A 22,926-nucleotide genomic window follows, 5' to 3' on the forward strand; every position below is an offset into this window, starting at 1 on the left:
GAAATGTATTTTAAAACAATATCACTTTTCAACCGGGGCGATCGCCTTGCCTACCACTTGAAATGCAGGAATGAAACACCCTGGCGTGGCAACTGCATTTCGATGGTCGTATTGCCGTTTTTAGGTTCGATCCATTGCGGCGAGGTCAGTAATGCTAGCTGGCCGGCCTTTTCGAGCTGCTTAATCTGCTCGGCGGTGGGCTGTTTGGGCGAGCCCATTGCTTTCCACACTTCGTAGGAGTTGCTGTTTTCCTTATCGATGCGGTAGTGGTACAGCATCATTTTCTGCTGCGGCAAGCCTTGCACATTCACTTTTACGGTCGCGTCGGGCTCGGGCACATTGTCGTCGTGGTAGTTCCACACCATCACCGCCGCCGAATTGGCGCTTTTGGAAGCAATACCATTGATATCCGCCTCCTTACGCACGCTTTCATCCCTTACCCTTTTGAAATCGTATGCCAGATCCTGCTTCACTTCCACGCGGTTGCCTTCCATCATGCCAAACATCCGGAACACGTTCAGTACCGGCTTGTCGACCCCGTTGGTAGCCAGGTCTCGGAAGCCGCGGAACCAGGCCTGGTCCTCGAACTCGAACGACCAGCTCACCGCCCCGAGCAAATTCACGCCCCTCGCCTCGGCCAGTTCATATTTCCGCGCAAATGAAGCCGCTGTATAGCTCGAATACATGGTACCATTGCGGTACGCGTTCTGCGGGCTCACATCTTCCGAGCATGCCGCGCAGCCCTCGGGATCGGATTCACCGATGATGATCGGCAGCTTTTTGAGTGCCGGGTAAGAAGCCACTATCTCGAAACCTTTGTCCAGGTCGCGCAGCTGCGTACCCATGTTCATCTGTACGTGCCCGTCCACGATCTTGGGCGCGCCTTTGGCATGGTAGGTAATGAAATCGATGGGCGTGCCGGTTTTGCCGGTGACGTAGTTTTTGCCGGCGGTGACGTGGTCGAGGAATTTCGTCATAAACACCTGGGACTTGTCCCACGATGGCCCCGTTACTTCCGGGCCGCCTATTTTAGCAGTAGGCAATGCGCGTTTTACCGCATCCGCCGTATAATCATACAGTTTAATATATTCATCCACAGTGCCTTTCCAGTAGCTGATATTCGGTTCGTTCCAAAGCTCCCAGTACCAGCTTTCCACTTCCTTCTTGCCATAGCGGGCCACCGAATGCTTCACCCACTGAAATACCAGTTCCGCCCATTTGTTGTAGTCGTTGGGCGGGTAAGCCCAGCCGAGGTAAATATCATTGTAATTATCCCCCGGCTTCCAGTGGTGACGGTACGGCTCGGGTTTTGAAGAAAGCGCCTGCGGCATGAAGCCGATCTGGGCAATGGGTTTCATGCCCCTTTCGATATAAGTATCGAAAATCCTGTCGACGATCTTCCAGTCGTACACCGGTTTACCCTGTGCGTCTTCGGTATAGGCATTGGTGGAACCCCATTTGAGCGCCGCCTCGCCATCGCCCGTCACGAGCAGGCTGTGCGCCCTTACGTACACGGGAACTTTGCTGAACTGCGCGATTTCGGTCAGCAGTTTTTTACCGTCCTTCATATAGGTGTAATTCGGCTCGTCGTAGCCAAAAAACGCCCAGATCGGCTGCATAGGGGCTTTTACCTTCGCCAGGTTGACCTCGATACTGACAGGCTGCTGCTGACTGAAAACAGGAGTGGACAATGCCGCGCCCAGGGTGGCTGCGTGGAGCAGGGCAAGTTTGGTTTTTTTGAAAAACATGAGACTCTGGTTAAGCGTAAAAATTAATATCCGGGATTCTGTTTGATCTGACTGTTCCGGCTGATCTGCTGGGTCGGTATGGGAAAAAGGTTATGCTTTTCGGCTGCGGCCGTCACGCCGTTGGCCTGCGCGGTACTGACCAGGCGGTTGTGCCGGATCAGGTCCCAGCGGAAATGCCCCTCTCCCACAAACTCCTGCGCACGTTCTTTGAGCACGGCATCACGGAACTGTTCCTTCGTCAACCCTTTCAGATCGGGGTAAACCGTCGCGGGCTGCTCGAATGCGGTACCTGCTGCCCTGGCACGCCGGCGCACCTGGTTGAGCGCCTCGAAAGCGGCAGCGGTGGGTCCGTCGGTTTCGTTGATGGCCTCGGCGTAGGTTAGCAGCATATCGGCGTAGCGGATCAGCGGATAGTTTACGCCTTCTTTAAGGTAGCCGGTGGCAAAATCTATCCGGTGAAACTTGGTCAAAAATGGCGCGTACATCGTAACGGTGTCGCGGACGAGCTCTTTCGTGCCGTTTTTGTAATAATAAGGCATCTTTTGGCGCACCGACTGCCACTTTCGGTAGGTGTCGGGGGTTTCGGCAAAAAATGCTTTGCGTGCCTGAAAAATGACCAGGTCTTTGAGTACGTGAAACTGCACATTCGTCCCGTTGATCGTCTGCGCGGGCGGCCCGAAAAGATAGATCATCCGCGTCTGGTACATTTGCGAGGTGCTGTTGGCATTCCCCCCGTGCTGAATGGAGAAAATGTGCTCCTTCGTGTTCTGGAAGTCGGGGTTATTGATGTTTTCATAATCTTCGAAAAGATTGAAAACCCCGCTATCCATTACTTTTTTGGCCTCGGCAGCAGCCTCTTTCCATTTCCGCTGCTGCAAGTAAACCTTGGAAAGCAATGCGGTAGCCGAAATGGCGGTAGCCCTGCCGGCGGTAATATCGGCGCGATTAAGCGGGCTCAGCAATTCCACCGACGCATTGAGGTCGGCCACGATCTGCGCATATACTTCCTCCTCCGAACTTCTCGGCTTCTCCACCTCGCTCAGGTCGGTGGTGGCTTTGATGTGCAGCGGCACGCCGCCGAACATTCTCACGAGGTTGAAGTAAAAGAATGCACGCAGGAATTTCGCTTCGCCGAGCACTTTATCTTTCCCCTGAAATTCAGCCGCTTCCATCTTGTCGATCAGCGTGTTGGCGCGGTTGATCACCTGGTAGAAGTAATCCCAGGCCGTTACAAGCTCCACGGCATCGGGTGTCCACGAGTAGGTATTCCATTCGTTCTGAATGCCGGAGCGGTCGCCGGAGCCATTGGCGGAGCCGCCGCCGATGAGCGTAAATGCGGTGACGTCGCCCAGGGTAACCCATTGTCCGTCACGGTAGTTGTCGTTCCAGAGATAGTTATAAACCCCGTTGAGCCCCAGTTGCGCCTGGTCGAGGGTTTTGTAAAAATCATCGGTTGCCACCTGGCTGTACACTTTCTCTTGCAGGGAGTTTTCGCAACCGCTTCCACCAAGCAGCGCCAATGCGGCCATGGCTGCGGAAAAAGCCTTTTGTTTAGTTATTTTAATAGATCGGATCATGTCGATTCAAATGATTTGCATTAAAACCCTAGCTTGATTTCCACCCGGTAGGTCCGCGACGACGGGTACCCGAACCGGTCCATTCCTTTGGTAGTATTGCTGCTGCCGAACGAGTTCACTTCCGGATCATACCCCGAATATTTCGTGATCAGCGCCAGGTTATCGACGCCGATACCCACCCGCGCATTCTTGACAAAACTTACAAAACCGGGGATTTTGCAGCTCAGCGACACATTCTGCACGCGCAGGAACGAGCCGTCTTCCACCAGGAACGAGCTTACGCGCTGCGGGTGCGATGCGCTCGCGGCGGGAAGCGTACCATTCGGGTTCTCGGGCGACCAGCGGTCCAGCCGCTTCGCCGATACGCCGATGCCGTCCTGCACATATTGCTGCGCCGCGAGGTTGAGCACCTTGTTGCCCTGCATACCGTACACGAACACGTGCAAACTCAGCGGGCCGAACGACAGGTCGTTCGTAAGCCCGTAACTGAACTTGGGCAACGGGCTGCCGAGGAATACATCGTCCTTTTCGGTATCGTAAATGCCGTCGCCGTTCACGTCCTTGTACCGGATATCGCCCGGCTTGGCCGCCGGCATGGTTCCAACTTCCTTGATCTCTTCCTTAGAACGCCAGATTCCTTCCGATACCGAGCCATAAAACTCACCTACGCTGTGCCCTGGTTGGAGCCGGACCGTGTTTTTGGCATGCGGGTTCACATTCGCCCCGCCTACCCAGCCCGAGTACAGGTATTCGGCGCCTCCGAGCGAGAGGATTTCGTTTTTGTTGAATGAAATATTAAAATTCGTCGTCCAGTTAAGCTTACCCTGCGTGTTCACCGTATTGATACCGAACTCCCAGCCTTTGTTGAGCATCGCCCCCGTATTTTTGAGCACGCTTCCGTAGCCCGTTTGAGAGGGAATCGGCACGTCGAGGAGCAGGTCGGTCGTCTTTTTGTGGTAATAATCCACCGAGAAACTGAGGCGGCCATTCAGTACCGCGGCGTCCAGCCCTACATTGAACTCGCCGGTCTTTTCCCAGCTCAGGTCGGGGTTCGCGATGTTCGACGGGAACGCTATCGGGAAGCGGGCACCGCCGAAAATGTACGAACTGCGCGTGCCAAACGAAGTACCGAGCAACGAAAGCGACCGGTACACGCCAATAGCCTCGTTACCCGTTTTGCCGTAACTCGCCCGGAATTTCAGCTGATCGAACACATCCAGGTCGCGGATGAATTTCTCCTCACCGAGCTGCCAGCCGAACGCGACCGCCGGAAATACGCCGTACTTGTTGTTGACGCCGAATTTGGAAGAACCATCCGCCCGCACCGAGGCGGTAAAGAGGTATTTGTCCTTCAAGGAGTAGTTCAACCGCCCCAGGTACGAAATGAGCGTCCATTCACTCATATTACTGCCCGGCGCCTGCGGACTGCTGCCGAGGCCGAGGTTATAGTATTCAAAAATATCACTCGGAAACCCGAACGACGACGCGTCCATGGTTTCGCTGGTTTCTTTCTGGTAGGTAAAGCCGCCCAGAATCTTCACATTATGGATGTCCGCGAAAGTTTTGGAATAGGTCAATGTGTTCGCATTGGTGAAATTGAGGTTGCGCACACCGATCTGCCGGGCCTTTCCATTCGCGCCGGCGGCGGCCTCCGAGCCGATCGGGAAGTATTGATGAAACTTCCAGTCGCGGATGTCAGCACCGAAGCGGATGTTCAGGTCCAGGCCGGGGATAATGCTGTAATCGGCGTAAATGTTGCCGAGGATACGCATGGTGTTGCTGAGCTGCCGGTATTTTTCGGTCATAGTCAGCGGATTTTCGAGCCCGCCGCCCATCGGGAAATTCCGCAGGTTGACCGGCTGTCCGAACTCGTCGCGCGCCGGAATGGTGGGCGGCGCTTCATACACAGCATCGACTACATTGGAAATGCCTTCATAGCCTTTTGTATCCGTCGGCACCACGTTTTCGTCGGTCAATGTAAAGAGCAGGCTCTGCCCTACGCGGAGTTTTTTGCTGATATCCGCATCGATATTGATCGACGTGCCATACCGCTTGAAATTCGAACCGGGGATAATCCCGTCCTGCAATGTCACATTCTCGGCCAGCATGTAGCGAACGTTCAGCCCGCCGCCCGAGAACGACAACTTGAAGTTCTGCCGCGGCGCGGAATTGTAAATTTCGCTCTGCCAGTCGGTACCCTTGCCGAATCCGGCGATCTGGTCGGGCGTGTACACCTGCGACTGCCCGAGCAGGCTCGCGCGTTCGTTCACCTGCGTGGCCCATTGGGTAGCATTCATGAAATCGAGCTTTTTGCGAATGGTCTGCAATCCGAATGCATATTCGAAATCGACCCGCTGCTGGCCTGCCTTGCCCCGTCGGGTGGTGATCAGTACCACGCCGTTCGCGGCGCGGGAGCCGTAAATGGCGGATGCCGAAGCATCTTTCAGGATTTGAATCGATTCAATGTCCGACGGATCGATCGAGTTCATCGGGTTGGCATTACCGCCGAACGAACCCGCATCGCTGCTGGCGCCGGTCTGGAAACCATTGCTGATCGGCACGCCGTCGATCACATACAGCGGCGAACCGCTCGCCGAAAGCGAAGCCGTGCCCCGTACCTGCACCGAAATGCCCCCACCGGGTGCGTGCGAGTTGGTATTCACCTGCACACCCGCGATTTTGCCCTGCAATGCCTTGTCGGGCGTGTTGATCGAACCTTGTTCGATGTCCTTGCCGGCAATGGTCGCGACGGCGCCGGTGAGGTCCTTCTTGTTGACCGTACCATAACCCACCACAACCACTTCGCTCAATTGCTCCGCATTGGGAGCCAGCTGAATGTCGATGGTAGTCTGGTTGCGCACTGCGATTTCCTGCTGGACATAACCAATGAAAGAAAATACAAGCATTTGACTTTCAACCACATTACTCAATTCATATTTTCCGTCACCGTCGGAAGTGGTGCCCACGGATGTTCCTTTCACCACAATATTGACGCCTACGAGCGGCTGGCCTTTTTCGTCGGTTACCCGGCCTTTCACCGCCTTGTCGACAGGCCTTGTGTAATTGTCGGGCTGGTACCTGTTCCCTCCGATAGCCACAGTGCCGATCAGGAGGAGGGCCGCGATCCAAAGGGATGCCGCCCAGCGGGGTGCCGCCCAGCGGGATGCCGCCCAAAGGGGAAAGCGCGGCCATTTACCCCCGCGGGGGTATGGTATAGGTTTTCTCATGATTTTATTAAAGCTAAGGTGCAGGCAGTATCATACCAGGCCCAGCGACTACCGGAAAGTCGGGACAAAGCATGCTCCGCCAGTTTTTTAAACACTGTTCGGAATTAAGATTCTGAAAAACAATACTTTCCTGATAACCCCGGGACACGGGGCAGGCAACGTTGCTGACGGGGTCAGCGGACAAAAAACAGGCAAATGGATTAGCTTACCGCTTTCGGCGAAAGCGCGTCAAAGTGTGCGTATCGGGCAATTCAAATTAAACGATAATGACTATACGAAAATATCCAGGTACTTCACTTCATCGGAAACCGGCATGATCCCGTGTTTTTGAAGACAGTTGAAATACATGCTGTCGCCTGCCTTCAAAAGGTATTCGGCATCGCCCAGCGTCATTTTCATTTCACCTTCAATCACATAAATGAATTCCTCGCCCTCGTGCGAAAGCTCGTGCTGCTTCACCTCTCCTTTTTTCGCCACGAAAAGCATCGGCTGCATTTTCTTCTGATGGTACTCGGTACCGAACGGGTAAATGAAATATCCCTTATCCGTTTTCGTCAGGTTCTGCTCCGCCGTAAGCCTCGCCGTGAAAATGGCGTTGAGCCACTCCTCGGTTTCCAGCAAACTGGAAATGTTGGTCCCCAGCACCTGCGCGATTTTCACCAATGCAGCCACCGACGGTACGGTCTTGTTGTTCTCGATTTTGGAGATCATGCTTTTGGATAAATCGCTTCCATCGGCCACCTCCTGCAATGTTCTTTTCTGGCTCGTTCTCAATATCCTGATCCGGTCTCCGATATTGAGCGTGTTCCCTTCGGCTATTAACATATTTTTCAACCCTGTTTACTTATTTGGCACTTTGTTTCATATCATTCAACAAGGTTGAATGCAAATATAGATGGAAAATACGACGAAGCAAGGAAAACTCTAAATATTTTATGCTTTTGTGCAATTCTTGCAGAGCCGCCGTTTTCGTTCCATGTTACGGAGCGAAAATAGAGTAGTGAATGCGATTTTCAAATGATTGGGGTGCCCCTTCCGTAGCAGCTCCGTGCGGAATTTGAGTTTACCCGAACAAAAAGTACAAACACCCCATCACCACTGCAATGCACGCCCAGCCAACCCATACCTTGCTGCGGTCGTAATGCGGCTGCGACGCGTAAGTTTCGGCCAGGGTTGGTAGCGAGGAGGCAGATTGCCTTTCGGGGAAGAGCAGGGAAATGACGGCCATGAAAATCATCAGGAAGGCCGTCAGCAGGAAGGTAAGCAGCATGAAGTGCGGCCAGAATGCTTTGTGGGGAAAATCGGTGAGCTGCATGGTGCCAATGCAGATGCAGAGCGGCGAACCGAGGTACAATGTGAGGTTGGCAGCGCGGCTGGTAGCCTTTTTCCAGATCACGCCCATCAGAAATACCGTCGTAAGCGGTGGCGCGAGGTAAGTACCGACAGCCTGCGAAAGGTCAAACAGCCCTTTATCGACCGTCGACAGCAGGATCGACATCAGCATCGCGATGAACGACGAGCCGATGATCACCAGCCGTCCCACAGTCCGCAGCTTTTGTGGCGAGGCGTTGGGTTCAATGATTTTGGAATAAACGTTCAAAGAAAAAACGGCACTGAATGCATTGATACCGACAGCGACATCGTATATCAATGCCGCAATGAGCGCCGCCAGCGTAATGCCCACCAGCCCGACGGGCAGCAAATTGGCCGTCATCACCAGGTAGGCGTGATCGGGATGGGCGAGGTTCGGGAACAGAATGTAGCAATAAATGCCGGGGAGCAGGAAAATGAAGGGTACCAGGGCTTTGAGGGCCGCCATGAGCATGGTTCCGTACTGCCCGTGCTGAATGCTTCGGGCGGCGAGGGTTTGCTGGACGATCGTCTGGTCGGTACACCAGTACCATATCCCTACCACCGGATAACCGAGCAGTACCGCATGCCAGGGATACACCGGGTCGTCCGACGGGCGGAAAATCGTCCAGAATTCCTTCGGCGACCGGCTGATCACTTCGCCAACGCCGCCGATGCGGTCGATAGCGATCAGACCCACGATCACCGCCGCCAGCGTCACCACCACGGATTGCAATGCGCCCGTTCGGGCGATTGCCCCGAGGCCTCCGGTAGCCGTAAAGCTCGTTGCAAGCACGGTAGCGCCCACCGCAGCCATCCAGAACGGCACATCGAGGAGTTGCGCGATCACCAGCCCGCCCGTGAGCAACACGAAACTCACCGAAACGATGAGCGTCGAAATCATGGAATAATAAGTGAGAAATGTAAAAGAGCGCTGCCCGTAGCGCCGCAGGAGGAATTCGGGCATGGTGCTCACTTTCGTGGCAAAGTAATGCGGCACGAATACCATCGCCAGCAGCAGCAGGAACCACCAGGCCAGCCAATCGAAATTAGCGGCGACCATGCCGGTGGTGTAAGCCATGCCGCCGTAGCCTACGAGCATGACGGGGCTCACATTGCTGCTGAAAATCGACAGGCCTACATTGTACCATTTCAGCGACCGGCCGCCCAGGAAGAGGTCGCTGGCGGTTTCGATGCGGCGCTTGCGGGAAAAATAGAGCCCTACCCCGACCAGAATGGCCAGGTAAAGCACGATAATGCCGGCATCGATGCCGCTGAGGGCCACTTTTTCGCGCATGGAATCACAACGTTTTTCGGCGGATCAGCACATTGGGCAGGATCACCTGGATACGCTGCTTCTGCATGATCGACTGCCCGGCGAGCTTGCCCATCAGCGCGAAATCGGTGGAGTAAGTGGTAATGTCGACAAACTCCTTGGCCGGCTCGTCGTTAGCCGAAAGCAGGCCCACGTCCACGCCCATGACGAGCTTCTGGGACTTGCATTCTTTCAGGATCGCCCACATCGTGTAGTTATCGAGCGTGAAATAAGCCTTACCCTTTTCGACCGACCCGGGTACGAATTCGCTCACGATCCGGCCCCTGATGGAAAAGTCATGCAGGAACCGCTTGAACGATGAGACGATTTCTTTCGGGTCGAGGGATTTGGGCGAATGGTAAAAAATAATCTCGTCGAACAACCTGATCTTTTCCGCCAGCGCTTCGAGCGCCGCGTATGTGGATCGTTCGAATTCCTGCGCGATGTAGCTCACCTCGCCGTCGAGCTGCTCGAACCGGTCGAATATGAGCAGGTTACTGCGCGGAATGGCTTCCAGGATCTCTTTCGTTTTGCGGTGCGGAATCGGCGCTACCACGTACATCCCGTATTTCCCTTTGATCTGGAACAATGTACTTTCGAGCACATCCACACTGCCGTGATGAAAAAACACGTCCAGATGCACTTTGCTGCCGAGCTCTTTCCGGAAATTCCGGTAAAAAAGTTCTTCGAATGTATCGAGATTATACATGATCAGCGCCACTTTCATGAACTGGTCGGTCTGCGCGTTGGTCACGTAATACCCGATCCTGTTTTTGGACTCCACCACTCCCCTGTCCACCAGCTCGCCGTACCCTTTGCGGATGGTCTCGCGGGAGAAGCTGAGCTCCTGGATCATCTGGTTTACCGACGGCAGCAGGTCGTTCGGTGAAACAATCTTCTGGTCAATCGCATTGATGATCCCTACTACGATCTGGTCGTGTTTGGAATAGGATGTCACTTCCCGCAATTCCTTTATTTTATCAAATATGCTCTCCATTCGGCGGTCATTACTTCGTAAAGCTAAAAAACTTATTATTGACTAATGAGGTTGCATCAAAATGAGTGGGGGCGCACTTTTGATACAACCTCAAAGATTACTCTACCCGTGCGGAAACTTCCTGCCTGCCAGCCACCTGCACATCCGCGAACGACACCGCACGCGAGCCTTTCACCACCGCCTGACTGGCCTTTTGCCGCTTGCCATTCACGATGATGAACGGATGCTTCCCGGCGAAACTCACCCGCCATTGCACGGCTGAGGTACCCGCATTGCGGAGCGAAGCCATTTTGGCAGATTCGGTAACCGAAATGCTCCGCTGTAAAACCGGCAGGTTTTCGAGGGCATGCGTATCCCCGGCCCGTCCATTGAACAAAGTCGTGACGCGGTTCACCCTGGCATCTGCCTCAATGCCCATAATGCCTTGTACCACGCCCTGCACTGCTCCGTAGGAAACCTCGGGATACTCGCGGCGCTTGGTGGCCGGGTCGGTCAGATGCAGGATTTGCTTGCGGATCTGCTCCGGATAGCCGTACTGGCCCAGCACATAGGGAAAATACGACTGGTTTTCCATGTTCCAGTCCCGCGCAAGGATCTGGTCGATCGTCTTGCGGGTACGCGTGGTATCCTTCAACACATCGAACCAGAGCAGGAAAGTTTCGCCTTCGGTATAGCCGAATGCGCCTTTGGAAGAATAGTAGGTAAAATATTTGTCCTCTTTCTCGCTCCACCATTTGTTCTCGATATGCTGGCGGTATTGGTCCGCTTTTTTGTCAAAAGCGGTCGCTTCGGAGGTTTTGCCCTCTACGCGGAGCATATCGGCATAAGTTTGCATTCCCCGCGAAAGCGCGGCGATCAGGTCAACGCCCATTTTCAGGTCGTGCACACCTTCGGAATAGGAAGCCAGCCCGCGGCAGCGGTGAAACGAATCGTCATCATTGTAGGCGGCGTGCGCATTCGGGTGGAGCGGCCTCGAAAGCAGCGAATCCGGCTGTAATACCCAGCGTTCCACATATTCGCGGACCGATTTGCGGTGGAAACTGGCAAATTCGGGGCCATTGATGTACCGCTTGTCGCCCGTCCACAAATAGAGCTTCCATGCCGCATGCAGCACATCGAAATTCGCATTGAGGTTATACCAGAACTCATCGTCGTTCCGGTAATCTTCCGGCGCGGGTTTGCCCTGTTTGTTAATTTCCCAATACGAGCACCAATCCTTTCCATCGGAAATGTTTTTGGCAAAATGCGAAAACATATTGGCATTCGCTTTACCCAATCCGAGCATTTCGGCGGCCATGCTCTGGTGCGCCACGTCGCGCATGCAGAACGCGAAACGCGAGGGTAATGCGGCTTCGTACCAGTCGCCCACCGGGTCGGCCGGGTTGCCCTTGTGGCTCAGGGCCATTTCCTTTGCACGGTCGAATGCGGTTTGCAATGCCGCGTCCGTCGAGCGGAACTTTAACGTTTCGCTTTGCGCCATGCAGCCGGACTGAAAGCCCAGCCACAGGGAAGCAGCGGCGATGAATCTGATCATTCTTGTTGTTTTTGAATTAAAATACAATGTCCTGATAAATATCCTCTATCAATTATAGTCCGGGTTCTGAACCAATGCGGGGTTCCGCTGCAATTCCGTCCGCGGTATCGGGTAGAAATACAGCGCTGTCTGCCACACCCGTTTCTGCACAACGGTGGACTGATAGGCGAATGTGCCGTCGGCCTGTTTAGTAATGATCACGCCCAATGCATCCTTTGAACCCGTATCGGCAATGCCCCAGCGCCGGATATCGAAATACCGGTGGCCTTCGAAGCACAATTCGATGCGGCGTTCCTGGCGGATTTTGTCCATTAATGCGGTACCGGATGCATTCACGGCCGGCATTCCCGCTTTTTGGGCGCGCAGTTTGTTCAGGTAGGTAAGCGCTTCGCCGTCCTCACCCAGTGCGGCGCAGGCTTCCATGTAGTTCAGGTAAATTTCAGATAATCTGAAACCGACCCATTGCGAGGCGGCATAATCCTGCTTCTGCCAGTCCACCGATTCATCCACCATTTTGCGGATCACATAACGCGTTTTGGAGGCATTCCAGGGCGAGTAAGGGCTTTGCGGCGAATCGTCCCCGCCTTCGAAAAACTGCGTCGTGCGGCCTTTGAAGGGCTGATTATTGGCTAAAATCGTCGCGTAAAAGCGGGGATCACGGTTCGCGTAAGGGTTCTTAGCATGCGCCGGGTTCGTCCAGCTGAATGCCGTCCCGTCGGCCATTTCGAATGCGTCCACCATTTGCTGGATCACATTGTAGGCACTGTAACCTTCATAGCCATTCGGACTGAGGTCGCGGCTGACGGTATTGTACCGGTCGGCTTTAACCAGGCCGCTGTAAACGCGGGCGAAAATCACTTCCGGGTTGAAAAAATCGAGGTACGTTTTATTATAGGTACCATTGGCGGCATTGCCATACAATGCATATGAAGCGCCCTGGAAATCGATCACGGCTTTGGCGGCTGCCTTGGCTTGCTGCCAGAGCGTCTTATCGCCCGAAGTATTGAAATACGGGCTCGCCGCGTACAACAGCAACCGTGATTTGAGGGCCAATGCCGCTCCTATCGTCGCCCGGCCTTTGTCGAGGTCGGCGGAGTAAGCGGCAGGTAAGAGCTGGGCAGCCTGCGCGATGTCGGCCAGAATAAAGTCCTTCGTTTCCGTCCATGTCGCACGCTTCTCGTTGAAATCCTTGTCGTTCACGTCGTACACCTTGGTAATCAGCGGCACGCCACCGAAGCGTTTCAGTAGCTCGAAATAGGCCAATGCCCGCAGAAAATGCACTTCCCCGCGCATTGTACGCACGGCCTGGCCGTTGGAGACGGTGTCGAGCTGGCCCACGTTTTTGAGGAACACATTACAATTGCGGACGGATGAATACAAATCTCCCCAGCGGTTGAGCGAGGAAGAACTCTGGTTATCCGGCGTGGCTTCGCCCTGTACGTAGCTGTTTTCGTTGGTCCAGTTGAAGTTACCGTACAGTTCGTCGGTCTGCGCGCCCCAACCGAAGCCGCCATCCTTGTAAGCGAGCACAGTCTGGTCGTAAATGCCGTTTACAAACACCTGTGCCAGGTTCGGGTCGGTCCATACGTCGGATTCGGAATAGGCGTTCAGCGGTTTGAGGTCGAGTACGTCCTTGCAGGAATTCATGGCCAGCATTCCGGCTCCGAGGGCAATGCCCGCGAACAGTTTTTTTATTTGAATTTTCATCGGTTAAATGCTTAGGTTTAGAAGCTGATGTTGGCGCCCAGGTTCACGACGCGCTGTTGCGGATAGTAATAACCCGGGTTGTTCGGGATTTCAGGGTCAAATGACGGCCCGAATTTGTCGATCGAAAACAGGTTGCTGCCATTGATATAGATCCTCGCGCTATGCATTTTGGCCTTCTTCAACAAGCCGGAAGGCACCGTGAAGCCCAGCTCCACGTTTTTCAGCCGCACGAATGCCGCATTGCGCAGCCAGAAATCGGAAGTCAATGTATTCACCCCTCTCGAAGCGCCGGTAGGGCCGTTGAAATTGCGGGGAAACTGGTTATCGCCCTCCTTCTGCCAGCGACCGTCGAAAAACTCTCGCGCCATGTTCAGCCCCGCGGGTGCGAGGTACGACTGCGCCCGCGCCTGCCCCTGCACGAAGAGCGAAAGGTCGAGGTTCTTCCAGGAAAGCCCCAGCGAGGTGCCGTAGATCAGCTCCGGCGTCCGCACCGATGACTGCCGCACCTGGTCGAGCCCGTTAATGGCCCCGTCGCCATTGATATCCTTGTAGCGGATGTCGCCGGGCGCCGTATTGGCCGGGTGCGGGCTGGCGTCGATCTCGGCCTGGTTCTGGTAGAGGCCGTCGGATTCGTACACGAGCCAGGAGTCGATCGGAATATCGGTCTTGCGCTGGTAGGATGGTACGCTGGCGGCCTCGTCCATGAATATCACCTTGTTGCGGGCAAAAGTAAGGTTACCCCGGATGTTGTAGCCGAAGCTCGTGCCGATGGTACCATTGTAATAGGCTTCGAGCTCGATACCGCGGTTGAGCACCTTTCCGAGGTTCTGGTTCGGCAAGGTCACCCCTGTGTATGCGGGCACGGACTCGCTGCGCGTGATGAGGATACCCGTGCGCATGGAGCGGAAATAGTCGATGGTAACGCCCAGCTTGCCTTTGAGGAACTGCGCGTCGAGCGCCACGTCGGTGGTGGTGGCTACTTCCCAGGTAATGTCGCGGTTCGGCGTCGGGCCGGGCACGAGCGAACTTACCTGCGAGGCGTTCGGGCCGAGCGAGTAACCGAAACCGGTTCCCAAAAGGTAGGTTTGGATGTAGTTGAATGCCGAAACATTGTCGTTACCCGTCTTACCCCACGAGCCGCGCAATTTCAGCTCGGTAATGCTTTTGGAATTGAAAAAATCCTCCTGCGAAATGCGCCATGCCGCCGAAACTGCCGGGAAGAAGCCGTAGCGCTTTCCTTCGGGGAAGTTCTGCGAGCCGTCGTAGCGCATGTTGTAGTCGAAAAGGTATTTATTCTTGAAACCATAAGAAGCGCGGGCGATGAAGTTGTTGCGGCCCGTTTGCGCTGCGGTGGAATTGTTCTGCTGGCCTATCAGGCTACCGGCATAAAGCTGGTCGAGCGAGTTGCTGAGGAAGTTCGACCGGAATGCGCTGATCTCGTCGGCATTGCCTTCGAAGCGCTCATAGGCGGCAAATCCTTCGACGGAATGGTCGCCGAACCGGTTGTTATAGCCGAGCCGGATGTTCATCAGGCTCTGTTTCAGCGTACCGCGTAGCTCCGACAAGCTGGGTTTAATGGCCGAATTGATCTGAATATAGTCGCCGGTAGCACCGTCGTAACGGAATGCGGGCGGCGGTGTTTTGGTAAATGCTTTTGTTTTGGAAAAAGTGAGGTCATAGGCATAGTAGCCATCCACGAACAGGCCATCGACTGCTTTGGACAGGTCCCATTTGAAATAGGTCTTGGTTTGCAAAAAATCGTTGGTAACCCGGTTGTAGCCCGCCTCGCCGCCGGTAATGTACACCATGCTGTTGTTAGGCCCGCCGCCGATGCCCGGTCCCACGAGGCCGTTGGGATACACCGGCACAAGGTAAGGGTATGCCAGCCACAGCTCCCGGAAGATCGCGCCGGCATTGTAATTGCCCACGGCCGAATTCCGGAACTCGTTGCGGTACAGCAAGTCCACCCCGATTTTCAGGTTGTCGGTAACGGCGATATCCACATTGGCACGCGCCTGCGCCTGCTTGTAATAGGCCGCGTCCCTTTTATAAATGCCGTCCTGCTTCTGGTACTGGCCCGAAAGGAAATAGGTAACCTTGTCGGTGCCGCCGCGGAGGGAAATGACCTGGTTGTGCTGCAATGCCTGCTTTTTCATGGTCGCGTCCCACCAGTCGGTGCTCGGGAAAGAGAGCGGGTCGGAGCCGTCGCGAAACTTCTGCAACGACGCGTCGGGCCAGGTTACGTTCTGGCCGATCATCCGGTCGTACTCGTTGGTAGCCAATGCGTATTCGTACGAATTCAACATTTGCGGCACGCGCGTCGCCTGCGTGAGCGACCAGTTGGTACCGATGGACAGCACCGGCTTGCCAGCCTGCCCGCGCTTGGTGGTGATGAGGATCACGCCGTTAGCCGAGCGCGCCCCGTAAATCGCCGCGGTGGCATCTTTGATCACCGTAAACGACTCGATATCCGCCGGATTGAGCCGCGCAAAGCCGCCCGAACGGTCGGGAATGCCGTCGATCACGACCAGCGCACCGGTGCTGCCGAGCGTTGCCTTTCCACGGACGAATATCTCCGCATTGTCGTTACCCGGCTCGCCGCTGCGGGTGTTGGCGATCAGGCCCGGCACGCGGCCGGCGATCGAGTTGGTGAGGTTGCTCGCAGGTGATTTTTCCAGCTCGCTGCCTTTGATCGTCGACACCGAGCCGGTGAGGTCCGCGCGGGTTTTGGTGCCATAGCCCACTACCACCACTTCGTCGAGCGCCTTGGTATCGGCTTCAAGCAACACATCGAGCTTGCTTTGCTTGCCGACCTGGATTTCGCGGGGAATGTAGCCTATGTAGGAAAAGACGAGCACCGCGTCGGCCGAAGGCACATTGATCGTAAAATTTCCATCGGTATTGGTGGACGTGCCGCCATTGGCACCCTTGATGATCACACTCACGCCGACGAGCGGGCCGGACGCATCCGTGACCCTGCCCGTAACCGGAACCTGGGCCCTGACCGCCGCGCATAACAGCAGCAGCACAGCCAGAAGCAGTGAAGAAAAGCGGGTATAAAAAACCATGTTCGAAAGGGTTATTAAGTGAAACACGCGCTGCGCAGGCAAGCCTCCGGATGCCGCCCGACACAATCGCACTGTCTAATTTTTTATCAAAAGAACACAATTTTTAATTAATCTATACTATTCTATACTATTTTAAGAAAAAATATTTTTTGAATTAGTTAAAACATGGCCAGGAAAGCTATTTTACAACAAATGGCTATAAATAAGTATCATAAAGACACTTTATCGACATTGCCGAGCAGCTATATTTATAACTATACTATTCTATACTTATCTCAATAACCGATTCCGTTAAAACTTCTATGATCGAGTCGTAGCAATATTGAAGATCGGCATCACTAATGCAGTAGGGAGGAACGAGGTACAATACATTTCCAAGCGGGCGGAGCAGAATGCCCTTTTGCAGCAATGCCCCGAACACGGGTTTGCATTGATTCCGGAAGTAGGAATCCGCTCCGTCGTCGCCGAGGTTCATCGCAAGAATGACCCCGCACTGGCGGACGGAATGGATGATCGCATGCGTGGCCACACGTGCGCGGAACTGCGCGTGCTGGTGGGCAATACGGGCGATGGCGGCTTGCGTTTCCGCACTTTTGAGCAAATGCAGACTCGCCAGCGCGGCACGGCACGCGAGTGGATTGGCCGTGAAGGAATGGCCGTGAAACAATGTCCCGTATACGTTATCCGTGCGGAATGCTTCGTGAATATCAGCCGTGCAGGTGGTAACGCCCAGCGGCATGGTACCTCCTGTGAGGCCTTTGGAAAGGCACATGATGTCGGGCTTTTCGGTCAGATGATCGGCGGCGAACATGCGCCCCGTGCGCCCGAAGCCTACAAATATCTCGTCCTGCACGAGGAGCATGCCCTTCGAACGGCAGTAGCGCAACAAGGTATCGAGGTGCGCGGCCTCGTACATGCGCATACCGCCCGCCCCCTGTACCAGCGGCTCATACACGAAACAGGCGATCTGATCGGCGTGGTGGTCGATAAATGCCTGGATTTCGGGCAGGTTAGCCTCCGTCGGGAGATCGATATGGATGACGTCGAAGAGGAGATCGGCGAAGGGTTCCGTCCAGCCGCTGCGGCCGCTTACCGCCATTGCCCCGAAGGTATCGCCGTGGTACCCGTGCCTGAATGCCAGCACTGTGGATTTGGGCTGGTCACGGTTGTAAGCATACTGAAAACTCATTTTGAGTGCTACTTCTATGGCTGTGGAGCCATTATCGGAATAGAAGACCTTACTTTGGTTCCCGGGCAGCACTTCCAGCAATGCCTCCGAAAGCGCTACCGCCGACGGATGCGTAAAACCTGCGAAAATGACGTGTTCAAGCGTACGCAGCTGGTCGGAAACCTGCTCGGCAATGTAGGGATGGGCATGGCCGTGCAGGTTCACCCACCACGAAGCAATGGCGTCGATGTAGCGCTTGCCGTTCTCATCATATAAATAAGCTCCCTCACCGCGTACGATGGCGATTGCTTCGCCTGCCGTTTTAAGAGGTGTAAAAGGGTGCCAGTTCACCGCACTGTCGCGCTGGCCCCAGGTCTGGTTTTGAATATGCATTAGGGAATGTGTTTTGGACTAACTAAATGGAGGTCGGCGGTCCGGCGATCAGTCAACTGTAATCAGCCGCCTATGCACGGTCGTTCGGATTGACCTGCTTGCGTATCCGTATGGCCACACGTATAATGCTTCGCGCATTTAATGTTTTGAAATCGGGAATATCGAGAATAGTAGCCTGAATATCCGGGTAGGAAAGTATCACACGGCGGGTATCTTCATCGAACGGGCCATTGAAGACCAGGTATTTCAATGGAATGTGCCGCTGTTTAAGGGCTTGAATAGACATCAGGGTGTGATTGATACACCCCAGGTAGTTCCGAACAACCAACGCAACTTCCACGCCCAGCTGTTCGATCCAGTCGATCATACAAAACTGCTCGTTGATAGGCACATATAACCCGCCGGCACCTTCGATGATCAGTTTATTCTTTGTTTCAGGAAGAATTAAATCCTCTGCCATAATGCATTTCTGCTCCTTCTGCGCGGCCTTGTGCGGGGAGGCAGCCAGTTTGAGACGAACGGCTTCCAGGTGTGTGATAGTGCCCGGGCTGGTCAATTGGGTAACAGTTTTGCGATCAGTATTGTCCAGCCCTCCCGCTTGCACGGGCTTCCAGTAGTCGGCTTTCAGCGATTCGGTCAGCACGGCGGCGCAGACGGTTTTGCCCACGTCGGTGCCAATGCCGGTCACAAACAGGATTTTCCTATTCGGTATCATGAAGTTCTTTTAAAATAGTGGTGAGTTGCCGTATCTCGGCATCGGTATTAAATGCGTGGAGACTGATCCGCAGGCGTTCGGAACCGCTCTGCACCGTCGGCGGCCTTACCGCGAACGTGAACAGCGACTGGCTTTCGAGCATTTCCCGTACTGCCATCAACCGCGCGACACCGGGGAAAGGAACCGATTGCACCGGGCTGCTGGCGCCGGAGAATGTCGGTAGTCCGGCCGACGTAAAGCAGGTAATCCGGCTTTGCAAATCCTCCCGTAGCCGGGGATTCATTTTCAGAAATTCATAACTGTTTCGGATCGTCGCCGCAAACCAATCAGGTTGGCCTGTTGTGTAAATGAATGGCGCCGCGAAATTGACCAGGTAGTCGATCACTGTATTGTTCCCCAGCACCGCGGCCCCGTGGGCACCCATGGCCTTGCCATACGTTACGACGGTCGCGCATACGCGCTCCTGCAATGCCTGCGTATACACGAGCCCGTACCCGAATACACCCATCGCGTGCGCCTCGTCCACGATCAGCGAAGCGCCATAACGCTCCGCCAGCAGCACCAGATCGTGAAGCGGCGCAAAATCGCCTTCCATCGAATACAGGCTCTCGACAGCGATCCAGCATTTTCCCGGCGTTTTGGCCAGCCGGCTTTCGAGGTGGTCCAGGTCGTTGTGCAAAAACCGCATTTTCTTCGCAAACGACAACCGGCAGCCGTCGATGACCGAGCGGTGTACAAACTCGTCCAGCAGGATCGTATCGTTTCTCTTCGGCAGGCAGGAGAATAGCGCCAGGTTAGCCATGTACCCCGACGGGAATAGCAACGCCCGCTCGGTCTCGTGCTGTTTGGCAATAAAGTCTTCGACAGATAACACAAATGCCGAGTTCCCGCTCACCAGCCGGGAGCCGGTAGCGCCGCGCAGCCATTGCGGGTTATGCTGCAAGGCAGCTGTCAGCATTTCGTGGCAGGCATTATTCGATGCAAGGCCCAGATAATCATTGGAATAAAAATCAACACCCTGCCCCTTTACCCGGAGCTCCCGAAGTATCCCCTGCTCCTCCCGGCGGGCAAGGTCCTGCGAGAGTTGGGCCAGTACACCGTCACGCATGGGCCAGTTCGCTTTCCAGGGAACCCAGCCATTGATGGAACAGTACCTGTTCCATTTCCTGCAATACTTCGGCGTGCGCCTCCCAATCGTCCGAAAACCGGCTGAGCTGCGCGGTCATTTCTTCTAAATGCCCCTCCTCTTCCGCGATAATGGATTTCACGGTTACCGAATGCGACGCCTCCGAAAGCGCGCGCTGGTAAACCGGATACAATTCATCTGCCCGTACTTCAATGAGATAGGTAACGAACAGGTACGCCGCGTAACGCAGCTGCGCCCCATTCAGTCCGAAAACCTTTTTGAGGTACCTGCTGCATCGAATGTCCAGCATAGCGAGGTATTGCCTTGTGGACACCGGGGCAAAGAGGTGGGCATTGGAGTAGTCCGGACAGGCGGCGGGGGCGAGTTTGGAGATTTGTTTCTTTAAAATATAAGCATGCCGGTGCTCCTCGGCGGCGTGTTTCAGCTGTATGATTTCCACCAGCGTATTATCTTCACAAGCGGAGATTTTCCGTGCGCCGGCATTTTCCAGAAACGACAGGGTATTCAGCCATCGGGCATGCAGTTGGTCCTGCTGTACAATTCGTTGGATCAGGTGGTACATATTTGGATTTTTCTCCAAAAGTATACCCCGACCGGACGCCCCGGATGTACCGGTTTGCATTTTGACGATAGTCCGGTCGGGATGTCCCCTACTCCATCACCAGCCAGGTGTACCCCTCGGCCGGTATCTCCACTTTATAGTCGACTTCGTAGTTCCGGCCCACTTTATACGATTGCGCCGCGCCTTCCTTCACGCGGATTTTCACGGATTGATCTTTGCCCGTGTAATACACCGGCAGCTTCACATTCCGCACCATTTTCTCGCCCGTCGGGTTGTAGAGCATCACCAGCCCTTTCACCGGCAATTCGGGGTTGACGTGCATAATACCGTCCCAATCGCGGCCATCGGCGCGGCGGAGGTGGATGATGTCGGAATTGAGAATGTCGCGGTATTTTTTGTACCAGCTCACCACATTCCTGACAGTCTTCTTCGTCACGTCGGTATCGTACAGGCGCGGGCCGCGGTAGCATGCCTGCACGCCGGCGCCGTAGTACTGCATCATGAGCTGCTCGTAAGCGTCCAAATGCTCCGAAAGCGGTTCGAGCACAGCCTCCGGCCCGCCGCCCTGGTATTTGGTAAGCGGCACGAAGCCCCATACCATCGACGGCGTTTCGTTCCAGGTGGCGTCGTAGATATTCTGGCGGTTCAGGATCTTTTGCTGCTCGCGCGGTAGCGAAAAGTTCACTTCCCGGTAGCCCAGGCCCACTTTATTGGTACCATCGAGAAAATACCAGTCGGGTGCATTGACATACACCCCATTCTCGGCGCACCAGTGATAGAGGCCTTTTTGCAGCGCCATTTGCTTCCATTGCGAGTCGGCCAGGCCTTCATGGCCGGGGTGCGAGGTGGATGCGCATACGTCGCCAGGGTAAGGCCCGTCGTTTTCGAAAATGTCGAAACCTGTGTGGCTCATGAATTTTTTGAGTTTATCCAGGTATGCCAGCCCCCATTTGCTCCCGAGGCAGGGTGCATTACCGAAGAATGCACCGCCGGTTTTGCCGGTTTTAGGGTTGATCACATCGTCCTCCTCACTGATCTTCCTCGAACTGAACAGCGAATAGCTACCGATCATCACCTTTTTACTGTGGGCATAGTCGGCCAGCTCTTTCCATTTTTTGAGGTTTTCGGGTGAAATGTCTTCCATATTGCAATGGCTTCCAAAGCTGAGGATCAATGCCTCGTAGCCCGTCGCCGCACATTGATCGATCGCCGTGCGTACCTGCTCGTCGTCTTTGCTGACGAGGTGCATAAAGATCGGGTTAACCGTCGTCCAGGGTGCGATGGTCCGGTACATTTTGCGGACGGCCATCCCCTTCCGCTCCCGGTCGTAGCTGTCGATCAGGAGTTCGTAGGTACGGATCGATTCCAGCTTATCGCCCGCTTTCAGGCGCGTTCCCATGGCAACTTTCGGATGCACTTCCAGCAAACAGGGCGTCTGGTAGTCGTAATTAACCTGCGAAGTGTAGGCTTTATCTACCTTCCAGTGCGTCGCCTGGTCGCTGAGGCCGTAGCGCATGGCGTTGTTGAATGCGAAGTTGTTTTCAATGTACAATCCATTGGGCTTCGCCATTTCTTCCGGCTTGCCCACCACCGCGCTCTCCTCTTCGGTCACGGCCAGTATTTCGTTCACCACCTGGTCGATGGTAACATCGTTCTCGCTTTTGTTTTCAATGGTTACCCATTTGGAAACCAACGGAATACCGTCGAAGATCGCGTAATGCACGTATACATCCACGCCCGTGAGCGCGGGAAGCGACGAGCGGAACCGGAATGCAATCTCGCTTCCGGTCGCGTCCTTCTTGCTGCCCGCCCACATGGCGGTTTTCCATTGCAGGTAAGGGGTTATGGGGGAAATTTTATGGTCGATGTAGTGAAACGCGCTGTCCGACACTTTCAGCTGATCGACCCATTGCGGCAGCAGGTACGCGTTCTCTTTTTGTCCATACAATCCTCCCACATGATAAGCGACGCCATTCAGTACCACCCGCGCCTCGGGCTTCACGGCACGAAGCAACTGCTGGCCATTGGTGAGGTTCTTGTACTCAATGCAGGCCAGGTCCGGTTTGAGGCGGAATGTGCGTTTCACCAGGCCGTTGGATAGTATAATGTCCTTGCCGTTGGGTGATTGATCGATATGCGCTTGGGCGGCTCCGGGTTTGACGAGCCAATCGCCAGGCGCCGGATCGCCAGCCGCCGGGCCGCCGGGCGTTTGGGCCTGCGCGGTAAAACTGAGCAGGCCGAGTGCTAAAAAAAGGTATTTCATAAAAGGTAATCGGGTATTGGTTAAGGGTGGTTTAGATGTTTTTTGCCAAAAAGAATACAAATACTTCAAATTCAAAAATTCCAGCGCCCGGTAACACAAATACACGAAAGTTGTATCCTTTTCGACGGTCTGCGCCGCGGTACGATTTTTGTACA

The 22,926-nt window shown here is 54.7% G+C and carries 14 protein-coding genes; all 14 read right to left on the reverse strand.

What is annotated here, in order from left to right; translation table 11 throughout:
- Window positions 1-50: 50 nt before the first annotated feature.
- Window positions 51-1,748, reverse strand: coding sequence for a GH39 family glycosyl hydrolase (locus BLQ88_RS12970; protein WP_090150262.1), 1,698 nt, complete (start codon window positions 1,746-1,748; stop codon window positions 51-53).
- Window positions 1,749-1,771: 23 nt separating this feature from the next.
- Window positions 1,772-3,325, reverse strand: coding sequence for a RagB/SusD family nutrient uptake outer membrane protein (locus BLQ88_RS12975; RefSeq protein WP_090150265.1), 1,554 nt, complete (start codon window positions 3,323-3,325; stop codon window positions 1,772-1,774).
- Window positions 3,326-3,345: 20 nt separating this feature from the next.
- Window positions 3,346-6,552 (reverse strand): SusC/RagA family TonB-linked outer membrane protein, encoded by a 3,207-nt coding sequence (locus tag BLQ88_RS12980; RefSeq protein WP_090150268.1) that lies wholly within the window; start codon window positions 6,550-6,552, stop codon window positions 3,346-3,348.
- 270 nt (window positions 6,553-6,822) lie between these two features.
- Window positions 6,823-7,377 (reverse strand): helix-turn-helix domain-containing protein, encoded by a 555-nt coding sequence (locus tag BLQ88_RS12985; protein ID WP_090150271.1) that lies wholly within the window; start codon window positions 7,375-7,377, stop codon window positions 6,823-6,825.
- 238 nt (window positions 7,378-7,615) lie between these two features.
- Window positions 7,616-9,199, reverse strand: a complete 1,584-nt coding sequence (locus BLQ88_RS12990; protein ID WP_090150274.1) for an SLC5 family protein — start codon at window positions 9,197-9,199, stop codon at window positions 7,616-7,618.
- Window positions 9,200-9,203: 4 nt separating this feature from the next.
- Complete coding sequence (locus tag BLQ88_RS12995; protein WP_090150277.1) at window positions 9,204-10,214, reverse strand: GntR family transcriptional regulator; 1,011 nt, start codon at window positions 10,212-10,214, stop codon at window positions 9,204-9,206.
- A gap of 97 nt (window positions 10,215-10,311) precedes the next feature.
- Complete coding sequence (locus tag BLQ88_RS13000; protein ID WP_090150280.1) at window positions 10,312-11,748, reverse strand: trehalase family glycosidase; 1,437 nt, start codon at window positions 11,746-11,748, stop codon at window positions 10,312-10,314.
- 48 nt (window positions 11,749-11,796) lie between these two features.
- A complete protein-coding gene (locus BLQ88_RS13005; RefSeq protein ID WP_090150283.1) occupies window positions 11,797-13,455 on the reverse strand; it encodes a RagB/SusD family nutrient uptake outer membrane protein in 1,659 nt (552 codons plus the stop codon).
- 17 nt (window positions 13,456-13,472) lie between these two features.
- Window positions 13,473-16,523, reverse strand: a complete 3,051-nt coding sequence (locus BLQ88_RS13010) for a SusC/RagA family TonB-linked outer membrane protein (RefSeq protein WP_090150285.1) — start codon at window positions 16,521-16,523, stop codon at window positions 13,473-13,475.
- A gap of 259 nt (window positions 16,524-16,782) precedes the next feature.
- Window positions 16,783-18,084, reverse strand: coding sequence for an adenosylmethionine--8-amino-7-oxononanoate transaminase (gene bioA, locus BLQ88_RS13015; RefSeq protein ID WP_090150287.1), 1,302 nt, complete (start codon window positions 18,082-18,084; stop codon window positions 16,783-16,785).
- Between the two features lie 70 nt (window positions 18,085-18,154).
- Complete coding sequence (bioD, locus tag BLQ88_RS13020; RefSeq protein WP_090150290.1) at window positions 18,155-18,799, reverse strand: dethiobiotin synthase; 645 nt, start codon at window positions 18,797-18,799, stop codon at window positions 18,155-18,157.
- Window positions 18,786-19,907 carry an aminotransferase class I/II-fold pyridoxal phosphate-dependent enzyme gene (locus BLQ88_RS13025; RefSeq protein ID WP_090150293.1) on the reverse strand — a complete coding sequence of 374 codons (1,122 nt, stop codon included), beginning with the start codon at window positions 19,905-19,907 and terminating at the stop codon, window positions 18,786-18,788. Before BLQ88_RS13025 ends, bioD begins: the two co-directional genes overlap by 14 nt.
- Window positions 19,900-20,508, reverse strand: a complete 609-nt coding sequence (locus BLQ88_RS13030; RefSeq protein ID WP_090150296.1) for a hypothetical protein — start codon at window positions 20,506-20,508, stop codon at window positions 19,900-19,902. The genes BLQ88_RS13025 and BLQ88_RS13030 overlap by 8 nt, the downstream gene beginning before the upstream one ends.
- Before the next feature lie 88 nt (window positions 20,509-20,596).
- Window positions 20,597-22,771 (reverse strand): alpha-galactosidase, encoded by a 2,175-nt coding sequence (locus BLQ88_RS13035; protein WP_090150689.1) that lies wholly within the window; start codon window positions 22,769-22,771, stop codon window positions 20,597-20,599.
- Window positions 22,772-22,926 lie beyond the last annotated feature (155 nt).

Origin of the sequence: Dyadobacter soli (genome assembly GCF_900101885.1) — a bacterium.
GTDB classification, from domain to species: domain Bacteria; phylum Bacteroidota; class Bacteroidia; order Cytophagales; family Spirosomataceae; genus Dyadobacter; species Dyadobacter soli.

Bases quoted from the DNA above. Each gene is read 5' to 3' on its own strand.
- BLQ88_RS13010 (WP_090150285.1), bottom strand. From the start codon at position 16,523: ATGGTTTTTTATACCCGCTTTTCTTCACTGCTTCTGGCTGTGCTGCTG.
- BLQ88_RS12990 (WP_090150274.1), bottom strand. From the start codon at position 9,199: ATGCGCGAAAAAGTGGCCCTCAGCGGCATCGATGCCGGCATTATCGTG.
- bioD (WP_090150290.1), bottom strand. From the start codon at position 18,799: ATGATACCGAATAGGAAAATCCTGTTTGTGACCGGCATTGGCACCGAC.
- BLQ88_RS13025 (WP_090150293.1), bottom strand. From the start codon at position 19,907: ATGCGTGACGGTGTACTGGCCCAACTCTCGCAGGACCTTGCCCGCCGG.
- BLQ88_RS12980 (WP_090150268.1), bottom strand. From the start codon at position 6,552: ATGAGAAAACCTATACCATACCCCCGCGGGGGTAAATGGCCGCGCTTT.
- BLQ88_RS13035 (WP_090150689.1), bottom strand. From the start codon at position 22,771: ATGAAATACCTTTTTTTAGCACTCGGCCTGCTCAGTTTTACCGCGCAG.
- BLQ88_RS13000 (WP_090150280.1), bottom strand. From the start codon at position 11,748: ATGATCAGATTCATCGCCGCTGCTTCCCTGTGGCTGGGCTTTCAGTCC.
- BLQ88_RS12985 (WP_090150271.1), bottom strand. From the start codon at position 7,377: ATGTTAATAGCCGAAGGGAACACGCTCAATATCGGAGACCGGATCAGG.
- bioA (WP_090150287.1), bottom strand. From the start codon at position 18,084: ATGCATATTCAAAACCAGACCTGGGGCCAGCGCGACAGTGCGGTGAAC.
- BLQ88_RS13005 (WP_090150283.1), bottom strand. From the start codon at position 13,455: ATGAAAATTCAAATAAAAAAACTGTTCGCGGGCATTGCCCTCGGAGCC.
- BLQ88_RS12995 (WP_090150277.1), bottom strand. From the start codon at position 10,214: ATGGAGAGCATATTTGATAAAATAAAGGAATTGCGGGAAGTGACATCC.
- BLQ88_RS12970 (WP_090150262.1), bottom strand. From the start codon at position 1,748: ATGTTTTTCAAAAAAACCAAACTTGCCCTGCTCCACGCAGCCACCCTG.
- BLQ88_RS13030 (WP_090150296.1), bottom strand. From the start codon at position 20,508: ATGTACCACCTGATCCAACGAATTGTACAGCAGGACCAACTGCATGCC.
- BLQ88_RS12975 (WP_090150265.1), bottom strand. From the start codon at position 3,325: ATGATCCGATCTATTAAAATAACTAAACAAAAGGCTTTTTCCGCAGCC.